The organism is Ferrovibrio sp., assembly GCF_036381655.1.
Classification (GTDB): Bacteria; Pseudomonadota; Alphaproteobacteria; order Ferrovibrionales; family Ferrovibrionaceae; genus Ferrovibrio.
Window position 1 is genome coordinate 166,244 of the sequence record NZ_DASVCJ010000006.1, and the last position, 12,936, is coordinate 179,179.

Here is a 12,936-nt window from a genome sequence, read left to right on the forward strand (position 1 = left end):
CTCCTATTCCGCTGCATGCGCCAGCCGCAGATCGGCCAGCGGTCTGAATTCATGCGCGAACTTTCCCTTGATCCGTTCGGCCCAGGGGTCGATCTGCACGAATTTTTGCGCGTGAACGAAGCGCTCGAACAACGCGCGCCGGCGCGCGCCGTCCTCGACGATCTGCTTCTTCACCGTCTCGAAGCCGACGCGGTTGACCCACTTGAAGAGGCGGTCGAGGTAATGTGCCTGCTCGCGATAGAGCTGCAGCAGCGCGCCGCAATATTCGAGTACCTCGTCCTCGGTCTCGACCTTGCAAAGCAGCTCCGTCCCCTTCACATGCAGGCCGGCGGCGCCGGCGATATGCAGCTCGTAGCCGGACTCGACGCAGATCACACCGAAATCCTTCACCGTCGCCTCGGCGCAGTTGCGCGGGCAGCCGGAGACGCCCAGCTTCACCTTATGCGGCGTCCAGCTTCCCCAGGCGAACTTCTCCAGCTTGATGCCGAGCCCGGTGGAATCCTGGGTGCCGAAGCGGCACCATTCCGAGCCGACGCAGGTTTTGACCGTGCGCAAGGCCTTGCCATAGGCATGGCCGGAAACCATCCCGGCCGCATTCAGATCGGCCCAGACGCCGGGCAGGTCCTCCTTCTTCACTCCCAGCAGGTCGATGCGCTGCCCGCCGGTCACCTTCACGGTCGGAATTTTGTATTTCTCCGCCACATCGGCGATGGCCCGCAACTCTTGCGGGCTGGTCAGCCCGCCCCACATGCGCGGCACGACGGAATAGGTGCCGTCCTTCTGGATGTTGGCATGGGCGCGTTCGTTGATGAAGCGCGACTGGTTGTCGTCGGCATATTCGCCGGGCCAGCTGGCCAGCAGATAGAAGTTCAGCGCCGGGCGGCATTTGTGGCATCCGCAGGAGGTCTTCCATTCCAGCTCCTGCATCACCGCCGGGATCGACTTGAGCCGCCGGGCGACGATCAGGCGCCGCACTTCGTCGTGGCCCAGATCCGTGCAGCCGCAGATCGCCGTCAGCTCGGCGGGCTTGTAGCTGCCTCCCAGCGTGATCGCGAGCAATTGCTCGACCAGGCCGGTGCAGGTCCCGCAGGACGCAGACGCCTTGGTCTGGGCGCGGACCTGCTCGAGGCTGGTCAGGCCCTTGCCCTGGATGGCCGCGACGATCTTGCCTTTGCATACGCCGTTGCAGCCGCAGATCTCCGCATCATCTGGCAAGGCTGCAACGGCTGCCATAGGGTCCAATTGGGCGCCTCCGGCATAGCCCTGCCCGAAGATCAGCGTGTCGCGCATCTCGGAGATGTCGGTTTGCTTCCTGAGCAGATCGAAGAACCAGGAGCCGTCCGCCGTCTCGCCATAGAGAACCACCCCGATGATGCGGTTGTCCTGCAGCACCAGACGCTTGTAGATCCCGGCGGCGGCATCGCGCAGCACGATCTCCTCCCGCCCTTTCCGCTCGCTGAAATCGCCGGCGGAAAACAGGTCGATGCCGGTCACCTTCAGCTTGGTGGCGGTCACCGAGCCGTTATACGCGGCCGCCTCGCCGAGCAGCGACCTGGCCAGGACCCCGGCCATCTCATAAAGCGGCGCCACCAGGCCGTAGGACACGCCGCGATGCTCGACGCATTCCCCCAATGCGTAGATGTCCGGATCCGAGGTGACCATCTGATCGTTGACGACGATGCCGCGATTGACCGCCAGCCCGGCATTCTTGCCCAATGCCGCATTGGGCCGGATGCCCGCCGCCATGACCACCAGGTCGGCCGGGATGCGGGTGCCGTCGTCCAGTTCGACCGCCTCGACCCTGCCGCTGCCGAGAATCGCCTTCGTGTTGGCGCTGGTCAGCACGCGGATGCCGCGCGTCTCGATGGCCTGCTTCAGCAGATGGCCGGCGGCCGCATCGAGCTGACGCTCCATCAGCGTGGGCATCAGATGCAGGACGGTCATCTCCATGCCCTGCTCGGCCAGGCCGGCCGCCGCCTCCAGGCCAAGCAGGCCGCCGCCGATCACCACGGCGCGGCCGCGCGCCCGGGCAGCCAGGATCATGGCGTTGACATCATCGAGATCGCGGTAGGTCAGCACGCCGGCAAGCGTATGCCCCGGCACCGGAATGATGATCGGGAGCGAGCCGGTGGCGATTACCAGCTTGTCGTATTCCTGGACGAGGCCGTTATCAGTGGCGATCGTCTTCGCCGCCCGGTCGATGCCGATAACCCGCGTTCCCTTGTGAAGCGTCACGCCGTTCTTGATGTACCAGCCGTCGCCATGGATGACGATCTGCTCGAAGCTCTTCTCGCCGGACAGCACCGGCGACAGCATGATGCGGTCGTAATTGACCCGCGGCTCGGCGTTGAAGATGGTCACGTCATAGCGGCCCGGCGCCTTCTCGAAGAGATGTTCGAGCATGCGCCCCGGCGCCATGCCGTTGCCGATAATGACCAGTCGCTCAGCCATGACTACCCCACCAACTCGGCGTCGAAAGCAAAAAAGCGCCCGCAATGCCGGCCTTGCATAAGGCCGCATCGCCGGACGCCCCTGTCCCATTCGCAGACCGGCGCGCCATTGCGCCGTCGCTTGCCTGCGTGAAGCAGAAAGCATGCCAAGCTTCGCCGCGCGGATTTTCTCCGGATCGATGATGAGCCGGGCGGCTCGGTCCACCGCACTGCACACAAAAGAGGCGGCACTGCCGCCCGCCTAGGCAGCCGGCATAACGAATGGCGCTAGCGCCGGTTCAGCAGATCGGCGAAGGCCAGCAGGGACTCGGCGGTCTCGGCGAGCCGCTGCTGGCGATCCATCGCCAGCTTGCGCAAGGCCGCATAGGCATCCGCTTCCGAAAGCTGGCGCTCGCGCATCAGCAGCCCCTTGGCGCGGTCGATCAGCTTGCGCTCGGCCAAGGCCGCCCTGGCCTTCCGCAATTCCTCGCGCAGCGCCTGGGCCTCGCGGAAACGCGCGACGGCAACGTCGAGGATCGGCTTGATGCGGCGCGCGGCGCGCCCGTCGATGACATAGGCGGCAACCCCGGCCTGCAGGGCCTGCCGGGTCATCGCCGCGTCCGAGCGGTCGACGAACATGACGACCGGCCGCGGCAGTTCGGCATCGAGCTGGCGCAGGCAGGCGATGATCTCGCGCGAGGGCGCTTCGATGGCGAGGATGACGATCTCGGGCGCGATCTCCTGCACCCTGCGGATGCTGAACGCGCGCGGCGCAAGCTGCGCTGCCAGGCCGTAGCCCTGCGCCTGCAGGGCATCGGCGAGCGCGGCGGCGCGCTCAGGCGATTCGTCAATCAACAGAACCCGGACACCGGCCACGCATGCTCACCAGATCGCACAGGGATACCATGCGATATGCAAAGCAAGAGCCGTGCCGTTACTGGATCACGTCCAGGCCAGCCTGGATCCGATGACTGTAGTGTTGGTAGCGGGGGGCGGGATTGAACCGCCGACCCAGGGCTTATGAGTCCCTTGCTCTACCACTGAGCTACCCCGCCCCAAAACCGGGCCCCAGAAGCTGGGTCCCGAACCGGGCCCCAAGCCGGGCCCAGAACTGGGTTCCGGACCATCGCAAAACGGCCCGGAGGGCGGCATGGATACGGGCCGCCGCCCCCGATGTCAAGCCTGCCGCAAGCCTTTGATTCAGGCCGCTAAGCTACCCTTGCCGGCTGCCCCGCTGCGGGCGATCCAGCCGCCGCCGAGCAGGCGTTCGCCATCGTAGACCACGCCGGCCTGGCCGGGCGCGACGCCGTATTCGGCCTGCAGCAGCTCGAGCCGGGCGCCGGCGGCGTCATCGGCATCCGGATAGATCACGGCGGCGATGGCCGGCTGCGCCGAGCGCAGCTTGACCGTCACCTCCCGCCCTGCCGCCGGGATCGGCGCGGCATCGAGCCAGTTCAGCTCCCGCAGGTGGACCAGGTTGCGCGCCAGCGCCGCCTTCGGGCCGACCACGACGCGCCGCTTCGCCGCATCGAGGCGCAGGACGTATAGCGGTTCGGCGGCGGCGATGCCGAGGCCTTTGCGCTGGCCGACGGTGAAATGGATGATGCCGTCATGGCGGCCGAGCACGCGGCCGGCCTCGTCGACGATCTCGCCCGGCTCCTTGGCCTCGGGCCTGAGCTTGGCGACCACGCCGGCATAATCGCCGTTCGGCACGAAGCAGATATCCTGGCTGTCCGGCTTGTCGGCGACGATGAGGCCGAATTCCTCCGCCAGCCTGCGCACCGCCGGCTTTTCCAGATCGCCGAGCGGAAAGCGCAGGAAATCGAGCTGCTCGCGCGTCGTGGCGTAGAGGAAATAGCTCTGATCGCGGCGCGGATCGCGGCCGCGATGCAATTCCGCCGCGCCGCCTTCGCCGATCACCCGCCGCACGTAATGGCCGGTGGCGAGGCAATCGGCGCCGAGATCCCGCGCGGTGGCCAGCAGATCCTTGAACTTGACGCGCTGGTTGCAGCGGATGCAGGGGATCGGCGTCTCGCCGCGTATGTAGGATTCGGCGAATTCGTCGATCACCGCCTGGCGGAAGCGGCTTTCGTAATCCAGCACGTAATGCGGAATGCCGAGCCGGGCCGCCACCTGCCGCGCATCGTGGATATCCTGCCCGGCGCAGCAGGCGCCCTTGCGGCTGATCGCGGCGCCATGATCGTAAAGCTGCAGCGTGATCCCGACGACGTCATAGCCTTCCCGCGCCAGCAGCCCGGCCACGACCGAGGAATCGACCCCGCCCGACATCGCCACCACCACGCGGGTGGCCGAGGCCGGCTTGGCGAAGCCCAGGCTGTTGCGGGCCGGTCCGCCGCGGGCGGCGCTATCGGGGGATGGCTGGATCATGGCGGCGGACTATAGACTCCTGTCCCTACCAGGCAAGCAGGCAAAGGCAGGCCGGGCGCGATGCTCAGATAGGGCCGGCCGCGGCCGGATGTGAGCCGGTTTCGATACGATTCCCGCCCGATTGAGGTCGGATTGAGGTCGGATTCGAGCCCATGAGAGTCGAGTCCGGTCGATTCCGGCCGGATTGAGGTCGCTTCCGGTCCAATTCGCTCTTATCCGGTCTTATTTCGCCGTCCGGCGCAGAACGGCCGCTTACGGCCTGCCGCGCCAGGATAACCACCGGCAGCCGCCAGTTGCATCAAATGAGGAACATTTTAATCGCATAAAGCATAAAAATTCCCTTTACCTGATGGAATATATGAACATATAATGAACACATTTGCAGAGTCAAGCCCGGAGAATCGCAATGCCTGCGCCGCTGCCCGCCCGCCATATCGGCATCCCGATCGCCCGCCCCTTCGATGCCGTCTACGGCTTCCTGGCCGAGCCGGCGAACTGGCCGCGCTGGGCCAGCGGCCTCGGCGCCATGCAGCGGCGGCCGGACGGCTCATGGACGGCGGATCAGGAAACCGGCCGGGTCGGCATCGTCTTTGCGCCGCGCAATGCCTTCGGCGTGCTCGATCACAGCGTGACGCTGCCGAACGGAGACATCGTGCGGGTGCCTTTGCGCGTCGTCCGCAACAATGATGGCAGCGAGGTGATCTTCACCCTGTTCCGCCAGCCCGGCATGGACGATACCGCCTTCGAGCGCGATGCGGCCTGGATCGCGCAGGATCTGGCGAAGCTGAAAACGCTGCTGGAAAATGACGCCTGATCGCCGTCAATCAATACCTATCGCTTCGCCGATCGCAAGGAGAAGGTCGTCGACCTTCTGCAGCGGGCGGTTACGGTCAGCGTCAAGACGATGGAGATCACCGAGGCCATGCGCAAAGCGCCGCGCTGAGGCCTGGATCCTCGGGCCGAGCCCGAGGGTGACGATTTTTGTCAACGAGGCTCCCTTCGCGGCCACGGGCGAAGGCTGGCGAGGCCGGCGGGCGGGCTGCTAACATCGCGGCCGCAACAACCGGAGGAAACCCATGGCGAAAGGGTACTGGATCGCCCGCATCAGCATCCGCGAGCCGGAACGCTATGCCGATTACATCAAGGCGGCGCGCCCCGCTTTCGAGAAATACGGCGCCCGCTTCATCGTGCGGGGCGGCCCCTACGATGCCGTGGAAGGCACGGCGCGCGAACGCAACGTGGTGATCGAGTTCGCCGACCTGGCCACCGCCAGGGCCTGCTACGACAGCCCGGAATATCAGGCGGCCAAAGCCATCCGTCTGGCCGGCACCGAGGGCGAGATCATCATCATCGAGGGCGCCGAGTAGGCTCCCCCCTCTCTCTCCGCCCGGGGTCTCTCCGCCCGGGGTCTCTCCGCCCGGGGTCAGCGGTCGGCGAAAGCCAGCCTGGCGCCAAGGGCGACGAAGGCGGCGGCGAAGCTGCGCCGCAGCCAGGCAAGCACGGCGGGCCGCGAGATCACATGGTCGCGGATCGCGGCCGCGAAGAGTCCGTAGCCGACGAAAACCGCGAAGGTCATCAGCATGAAAATGCCGCTCAGTTCCAGCATGCGCGGCAATGGCTGCGTCTCCTGCGCGCTGACGAATTGCGGCAGGAAGGCGAGAAAGAAGATCGACAGCTTCGGATTGAGGATGTTGACGAGAATGGCGGTGACCCCGACCTGGGTCAGCGAGCGGCGGTCGGGCTTCTGCTCGACCTTCAGGGCACCGCGCTCGCGCCAGGTGTTCCATGCCATGTAGAGCAGATAGGCGACGCCGGCATATTTGAACGTCTGGAACGCCACCGCGCTGGTATGCAGCAGCGCCGCCAGGCCCAGGATGGCGGCGGCGATATGCGGCAGGATACCAAGCGTGCAGCCGAAAGCGGCGACGATGCTGGCCTTCGATCCGCGCGACAGTCCGGCGCCGAGCGTATAGAGCACGCCGGTGCCGGGGGCGATGACGACGATGAAGGACGTGATCAGGAACTCGATGCTCATCGTCAGCGGCCTCCGGGCTTTTTCGAGGCCGCCAGAATGCCGCCGCCCGGCCATGCCGGCAAGCCCCGTCCCCGCCGCGGAACGCAAGGTCCGCTTATGCCGCGACCGGCGCATAGCGCAGGATGATGCCGCCCGATTGCAGCACCCGCGAGTCCAGCAGCGTCATCGGCCGGCGCCCGCCGCCCGGCCTGAACAGCAAATTGCCGCCGCCCAGCATCACCGGCACGAGGCATAGCCGGTACTCGTCGATCAGATGGCGTTGCTCCAGCGAGGCCATCAGATCGGCGCTGCCGAAGATGAAGATATCCTTGCCGGCCTGCTGCTTCAGCCGCGCGACGGCATCCCCGACATCGCCGTCGAGCAGCGTCGTGTTGTTCCAGTCGACGGCCTCGAGGCTACGCGAGGCGACGGCCTTGGGCACGGCGTTCATGAAATCGGCGATCACGCCCTTCTCCCCGCGCCAATAGGCGGCCATGCCTTCATAGGTGACGCGGCCGAACAGCAGCAGGCCGGCCTCCTGGCATTGCTGGATCGCGTACCGCTCCAGTTCCTCGCCCCAGACGAGGTTGTGGAAATCGAGATCCCAGCCTTTGCCGCCTTCGAAATAGCCGTCGAGGCTGACCAGATTCCAGACGATGAGCTTGCGCATGGGGGTATCCTTTCCGACTGCTTGCAATTCGCAAGCAGTTGTCTTTTAGCCATACCGATTGCATAATGCAAGCGGTTTTTCGGAGAGGGTCCCGTCATGCTCGAAACCCGGCGCTCCGGCTGCCCGATCAATCTCTCGCTCGAGGTCTTCGGCGACAAATGGTCGCTTCTGATCCTGCGCGACATGGTCTTCGGCGGAAAACGACATTTCCGTGAGTTGTTGCGTTCGGAAGAAGGCATCGCCTCCAACATCCTGGCCGACCGGCTGAAACATCTGGTCGAGCTAGGCATGCTGACCAAGACCGACGATCCGACGCATAAGCAGAAGGCGCTCTACAGCCTGACCGAGATGAGCATCGAGCTGGTGCCGGTCTTTGCCCAGCTCGGCGCCTGGGGGCGCAAATGGCTGCCGGTCACCGAGAATCTGAGCATCCGCGCCGAATTGCTGGAAAAAGGCGGGCCGGCGCTGTGGGAGCGCTTCATGAAGGAACTGCGCGCGGAGCATCTCGGCAAGGGAAGGCCCGGTCCCGGCCCTTCCGTGCGCGCCGAATTGCAGGCAGCCTATGAGCGGGTGGCGGCGCGCAACGGCAGAAGGGCCTCGCAATGAGCAATGCGGTGCATTACCACGTCAGGGACGGCATTGCCGAAATCCTGCTCGACAGCCCGCCGGTCAATGCGCTGACCATCGCGATGCTCGAGCAGGTCATCGCCGGCTTCAGGCGCGCCGCTGCGGACGATGCCGTGCGCGCGGTGGTGCTGAGCAGCGCGGTGCCGCGCCGCTTCTGCGCCGGGCTCGACCTCTCGAACCTGCTCGGCGCGCCGGAAGCCGAAATCCGGCGCCTGTTGAACGCGCTCTATATCGAACTGTCGGATGCGCAGCATGCCCTGGGCAAGCCATCCGTCGCGGCGATCACCGGGGCCGCGCGCGGCGGCGGCATGACGATCGCCATATCCTGCGACGTACTGCTTGCCGCGGAAAGCGCGAGCTTCGGCTATCCCGAGATCGACATCGCCGTGCTGCCGGCGATCCATTTCGCGCATCTGCCCAGGATCGTCGGACGCCACCGGGCCTTCGAGCTTCTGTTCACCGGCCGCAGCTTCGATGCCGCCGAAGCGGCCGCGCTCGGCCTGGTCAGCCATGTCTATCCTGACGCCGAACTGCACGACCGCGCCCATGCGCTGGCCCGGACATTCGCCGCCAAGCCGCCGCAGGCGATGCGGGCGGCGCGCGAAGCCTTCCTCCATGCCAACGATGCCGGCTACCGCCTAAGCATCCGCAAGGCGGTGGACGATTTCTGCAGGATCGCCACCGGCCGGGAAGCGCAGGAGGGCCTGGGCGCCTTCCTGGCGAAACGCAAGCCGCGCTGGTGAGCCGGATCGCGGCCTAGTTCTCGGCGGCCAGCCGACGGTCGAAGGCGGCGACGAAGCCGTCGAGATCCTGCCCGGCGATATCCGAAACGGCGCTGAGCACGAAGCGGTCCCGGCCCCAGCGCCGGATCGCGAAGCCATCCCGCGTCGCGCGTACCGGCGTTGCCGCCGCCTCGCCCGGCCAGAGATACAGCGCGACGAAATGCTGGCTGCGCCGATAGACCAGCACCGCGACCTTGCGGCCGTCGACGACATCGACGCGCCCTCCGACCAGCGGGAAGCCCTCGGTCGTCAGGTCGAGAACCGGCGGCGCGAAGTCGATGCGCCCGGCGAACCACGGCTTCACCGTGTGGCGGTTGGAGGACGCCACGTCGACCGGATGCTCGCTCGCGCTCAGCCGCAAAAAGCCGGCGACGACCTGATCTTCCAGCCGCGCATCCGCAGGCTGCGGGCCGTAGCGCCCGATCGCCCAGCCGAGCGCCACCGAGATCAGCACCGCCGCCGCCCAGCGCAGCGCCGGCGCCATCCGCTGCCGCGGCCGCGCGGACCCTGCCGCGCCTGCGGTGCCGGCCGTGCCCGCCGCGCTTTCGGCATTCGCCCATGCGCCCTGCCGGAGCGCGGCGCGCAATTCGGGCGGCGCGGCGTGATAGGTCGCCCCGCGCAGCGCGGCGCGCAGCAACCTGCGCTCGTCCAGACGGGCCGTGCAATCCGGACAGGTGGCCAGCGCGGCCTCGAACGCAGCCGCTTCGCCGGCCGGCAATTCGCCGTCGAGATAGAGATCGACCAGGCCTGCGCAGCGTTCACAATCCATGTCTGCCCCCCGTCATCGCCGGGTGCAGCCGCACCACGCCCTGCTCGCGCCGGCGCAGTTCGACGGCCAGGGCATCACGCGCCCGCGCCAGCCGCGACATCACCGTACCGACCGGCAGATCGAGAATCTCGGCGATCTGCCGGTAGGAGAAATCCTCGATCTCGCGCAGCACCAGGATTTCGCGCGCGGCCACCGGCAAGGCCGCCAGCGCCGCATCGACCATGCGTTTGGCATCGGCCTGGATCAGCTGCGCTTCCGGATCGCCGCCGGCCTCGGGATGATGCCGCTCGTCGTCGAGCGGGACCAGCAGCGGATCGTCCCTGCGCCGGCCGGACCGGAAGCTGTTGCGCAGGATGCGGAACAGCCAGGGCCGCGCCTCGTCGCCGCGAAAGGACTCGAAGTAACGTGCCGCGCGCAGTATCGCCTCCTGCACCAGATCCTGGGCCTCATGGGGATCGCGGGTCAGCCGCCGGGCATAATTGTACAGCGCATCGAGATGCGGCAGCACCAGCGCCTCGAAACGGCTTGCCTTCGCCAGATCCGCCTCGTTCATCGCGGACCGCCCCTGCAGGTTCCCGGCTCCATCCCCGCTCTACCGCCGAAGCTTCGGTTTTATTCCAGGAAATATTTCGCCGGCCCGACGGAATAGCAAAAGCCGCCGCGCGGTAGCGCTTTGTGACGGAACGCCGTCGAAGCCCTTAGCGAGGAATGGTTCATGAGCATCACAGTGACACGCCGCAACATCATGCAGCTGGCCGGCCTGGCCGGCGCGACCTACATGTCCGGCCTCTTTCCGACTTTCGGCAAGGCCGCGGCCGCCGAGTACGACGATTTCCATTTCGTCCAGTTCTCCGACACGCATTGGGGATATGCGGGCCCCGCCAATCCGGACTCCGCCCATACGCTGGAAAAGGCCATCGCCACCGTGAACGCCCTGGCCGAGCAGCCGGATTTCATCGTCTTCACCGGCGACCTGACCCATACGACCGACGATGCGAAGGAGCGCCGCGCCCGGCTCGCCCGCTTCCGCGAGATCGTCTCCGCGCTGCGGGTGAAGACGGTCCGCTTCATGCCGGGCGAACACGACGCCTCGCTGGATCAGGGCGCAGCTTACCGCGAATTCTTCGGCGACAGCTATTACAGCTTCGATCACAAAGGCGTGCACTTCATCGCGCTGGACAACGTCTCCGATCCGCATGGCGCGATCGGAGAGGCGCAGCTCGCCTGGCTGGCAGCCGACCTCGGGCAGCGCAAGCCGGAGGAGCGCATCGTCGTCTTCACCCACCGGCCGCTTTTCGACCTGGCGCCGGACTGGGACTGGGCGACGAAGGACGGCGCCAGGGCGATCGAGCTGCTGATGCCGTTCAGGAAGGTGGCGGTGTTCTACGGCCATATCCACCAGGAACACCACCACATGACCGGCCACATCGCCCATCACGCGGCGAAGTCGCTGATCTTCCCCCTGCCGGCGCCGGGCTCGCAGCCGCGCAAGCTGCCGCTGCCGTGGAATCCCGAACATGGCGGCGCCGGCCTGGGCACCCGCGATGTCGGGATCGGCCTGAAATCGGCCGCCATCGAGATGGTCGAGCATCCGGTCCAGGAAGGTTGACGCCATGAGCATCCGCGTGATCCGCGCCGGTACTCTGGCCGGCGCGGCCGGGCTTCTTGCCGCCTTCGCCGCCGGCAACCTGTTCGCCGTCGCCTCCTCGCCCGCCGAGCCGGTGATCCGTATCACCGCCAGGCGGTTCGAATACATCCCGCCGTCGATCACCCTGAAGAAGGGGCAGCCCGTCACCCTGGAGCTGACGGCCGAGGACACGACGCACGGCTTCAAGGTCAGCGAACTCGGCATCCGCGCCGACGCCATTCCCGGCAAGGTGACCGTGCTGCACGTGACGCCGGACAAGGCCGGCAAATTCTATTTCGCCTGCGATGTGTTCTGCGGCGCGGAGCACGATTACATGAGCGGCGAGATCGCCGTCACCGAGTAAGGCCGGACCGCCAACCTTCGCCTCTGCCGCCGCGCAGGCCGCCTGCTCAGGCGGAACGCGGCTGCAGCAGGTATAACGCCCAGGCCCCAAGACCGAAGATCACCGCCAGCACCGCCACCAGCCAGCCAAGGACCGGCACGAAGCCAAGGAGGATCAGCGCCGCCAGCCCGGCCAGCATCGCGGCGATGGCGGCGGCGCTGCCCTCGCCGCCTGCCATACGGGCGGCATTCAGCAGGCTGCGGCCAAGCATATGTGCCGCGCCGAGATAACCCGCCAGCAGCGCCAGCGGGATCGCGACGAGCATCAGCGGCAGCAGCGGAATGCCGATCAGCGATATCGCGAACACCAGCAGCGAGCCGAACAGGGCCGAGAGCACGATGACCCCGAACAGCAGACTGCGCCAAGGTTGCGCCCGCACGATCCCGCGCAGTTGCGCGAGCGGCCGCGGCAGCAGCCAGGCGAACAGCAGGGCAAGGATCAGCAGCACGACGGTAAAGACGGTGCCGCCGGCAATCGCGGCGGCGATGCCGGCTTTGTGGGCGATCGCCGCGCCTTGCGGCAAGGCATGCGCCGTGATTCGCTCGGCGGGAATCACGCCCGCCGGAATCTCGATCGGCCGCCGCGTCCAATAGGCGAGCGTGCCGTCGATCCGCGCATTGGGGCCGAAACGGATATGGTCGGCGCGAATCTCGGCCGAGCCGGATATCGGCGCGTCGATCTCGACATCTTCGCCGGCGAGATTGGCGTTGCCCGCCACCGGGCCGCGCAAGTGGATCAGCCGGCCGGCAAGCAGCGCATTGCGGCCCACCGCGCCATCGCCGCCAAGTTCGATCCGATACCCCGCCGCGGTGACGTCGCCGACCACGGCATTGTCGATCTCGACGCCATAGCCCGCCGCATAGACATCGCCGCCCACCGTGCGCCTGATCCGCACCTGCCGTCCGATGGCATGCACGGTGCGTCTGACGGCGGCATCGACGGTGACCGCCTCGCCGGCCGCATAGATGTTGCCGATCCCATCCGCTGTGACGCGGATATCCAGACCGGTGGCATAGAGGTCGTCGCCGAAGCGATGCTGCGCTTTGCGCGCTGTGCCCTCCTCCGCCCAACCGGGCGAAGCGGCGCAGACCGCCGCCCAGGCAGCCATCACGATCCTTGCCAGCAGTCGAAACATGGCATCCTCCGGGGCGCAGCGAATCAGAAGGGATTATGGCACAGCCGGCGGTCGCTGCACGGCGCAGCACCGGGCAAAAACCAGTGCATGTT

The 12,936-nt window shown here is 66.8% G+C and carries 14 protein-coding genes and 1 tRNA gene; 6 read left to right on the forward strand and 9 right to left on the reverse strand.

The window, feature by feature from the left end; genetic code table 11:
- Positions 1-3: 3 nt before the first annotated feature.
- The 4 genes from nirB to mnmA all read right to left on the reverse strand — a co-directional run bounded on the left by nirB (position 4) and on the right by mnmA (position 4,817).
- A complete protein-coding gene (gene nirB / locus VF194_RS01155; RefSeq protein WP_330887187.1) occupies positions 4-2,451 on the reverse strand; it encodes a nitrite reductase large subunit NirB in 2,448 nt (815 codons plus the stop codon).
- 266 nt (positions 2,452-2,717) lie between these two features.
- Positions 2,718-3,305 (reverse strand): ANTAR domain-containing response regulator, encoded by a 588-nt coding sequence (locus tag VF194_RS01160; protein WP_330887189.1) that lies wholly within the window; start codon positions 3,303-3,305, stop codon positions 2,718-2,720.
- Positions 3,306-3,409: 104 nt separating this feature from the next.
- A tRNA-Met gene (locus VF194_RS01165) sits at positions 3,410-3,484 on the reverse strand.
- Between the two features lie 145 nt (positions 3,485-3,629).
- Positions 3,630-4,817 carry a tRNA 2-thiouridine(34) synthase MnmA gene (gene mnmA / locus VF194_RS01170; RefSeq protein ID WP_330887191.1) on the reverse strand — a complete coding sequence of 396 codons (1,188 nt, stop codon included), beginning with the start codon at positions 4,815-4,817 and terminating at the stop codon, positions 3,630-3,632.
- Between the two features lie 406 nt (positions 4,818-5,223).
- Between mnmA and VF194_RS01175 the strand changes: the two genes are divergently transcribed.
- Both VF194_RS01175 and VF194_RS01180 read left to right on the forward strand, forming a co-directional pair.
- Positions 5,224-5,631, forward strand: a complete 408-nt coding sequence (locus VF194_RS01175) for a polyketide cyclase (protein WP_330887192.1) — start codon at positions 5,224-5,226, stop codon at positions 5,629-5,631.
- 262 nt (positions 5,632-5,893) lie between these two features.
- Positions 5,894-6,184, forward strand: a complete 291-nt coding sequence (locus tag VF194_RS01180; RefSeq protein ID WP_330887194.1) for a DUF1330 domain-containing protein — start codon at positions 5,894-5,896, stop codon at positions 6,182-6,184.
- A 56-nt stretch (positions 6,185-6,240) separates the two neighbouring features.
- On the opposite strand, the gene VF194_RS01185 is transcribed toward VF194_RS01180, so the two are convergent.
- Together VF194_RS01185 and VF194_RS01190 are read right to left on the reverse strand one after the other, a co-directional pair.
- Positions 6,241-6,852 carry a LysE family translocator gene (locus VF194_RS01185; RefSeq protein ID WP_330887196.1) on the reverse strand — a complete coding sequence of 204 codons (612 nt, stop codon included), beginning with the start codon at positions 6,850-6,852 and terminating at the stop codon, positions 6,241-6,243.
- Positions 6,853-6,946: 94 nt separating this feature from the next.
- Positions 6,947-7,501 (reverse strand): dihydrofolate reductase family protein, encoded by a 555-nt coding sequence (locus VF194_RS01190; protein WP_330887198.1) that lies wholly within the window; start codon positions 7,499-7,501, stop codon positions 6,947-6,949.
- Between the two features lie 96 nt (positions 7,502-7,597).
- Here VF194_RS01190 and VF194_RS01195 point away from each other — a divergent pair, with 96 nt between their 5' ends.
- Entirely contained in the window at positions 7,598-8,107 is a 510-nt protein-coding gene (locus tag VF194_RS01195) for a helix-turn-helix domain-containing protein (RefSeq protein WP_330887200.1), read from the forward strand.
- Complete coding sequence (locus VF194_RS01200) at positions 8,104-8,871, forward strand: enoyl-CoA hydratase/isomerase family protein (RefSeq protein WP_330887202.1); 768 nt, start codon at positions 8,104-8,106, stop codon at positions 8,869-8,871. Before VF194_RS01195 ends, VF194_RS01200 begins: the two co-directional genes overlap by 4 nt.
- Positions 8,872-8,884: 13 nt before the next feature.
- On the opposite strand, the gene VF194_RS01205 is transcribed toward VF194_RS01200, so the two are convergent.
- Both VF194_RS01205 and VF194_RS01210 read right to left on the reverse strand, forming a co-directional pair.
- Complete coding sequence (locus VF194_RS01205) at positions 8,885-9,679, reverse strand: anti-sigma factor family protein (protein WP_330887204.1); 795 nt, start codon at positions 9,677-9,679, stop codon at positions 8,885-8,887.
- Positions 9,669-10,232, reverse strand: a complete 564-nt coding sequence (locus tag VF194_RS01210) for a sigma-70 family RNA polymerase sigma factor (RefSeq protein WP_330887206.1) — start codon at positions 10,230-10,232, stop codon at positions 9,669-9,671. The genes VF194_RS01205 and VF194_RS01210 overlap by 11 nt, the downstream gene beginning before the upstream one ends.
- Positions 10,233-10,394: 162 nt before the next feature.
- Between VF194_RS01210 and VF194_RS01215 the strand changes: the two genes are divergently transcribed.
- Together VF194_RS01215 and VF194_RS01220 are read left to right on the forward strand one after the other, a co-directional pair.
- Complete coding sequence (locus VF194_RS01215) at positions 10,395-11,288, forward strand: metallophosphoesterase family protein (RefSeq protein WP_330887207.1); 894 nt, start codon at positions 10,395-10,397, stop codon at positions 11,286-11,288.
- A gap of 4 nt (positions 11,289-11,292) precedes the next feature.
- Complete coding sequence (locus tag VF194_RS01220; RefSeq protein WP_330887209.1) at positions 11,293-11,670, forward strand: cupredoxin domain-containing protein; 378 nt, start codon at positions 11,293-11,295, stop codon at positions 11,668-11,670.
- A 46-nt stretch (positions 11,671-11,716) separates the two neighbouring features.
- Here VF194_RS01220 and VF194_RS01225 read toward each other — a convergent pair whose 3' ends face one another.
- Positions 11,717-12,844: a hypothetical protein gene (locus VF194_RS01225; RefSeq protein ID WP_330887211.1), complete on the reverse strand. Its 1,128-nt coding sequence runs from the start codon at positions 12,842-12,844 to the stop codon at positions 11,717-11,719.
- Between the last annotated feature and the right edge of the window lie 92 nt (positions 12,845-12,936).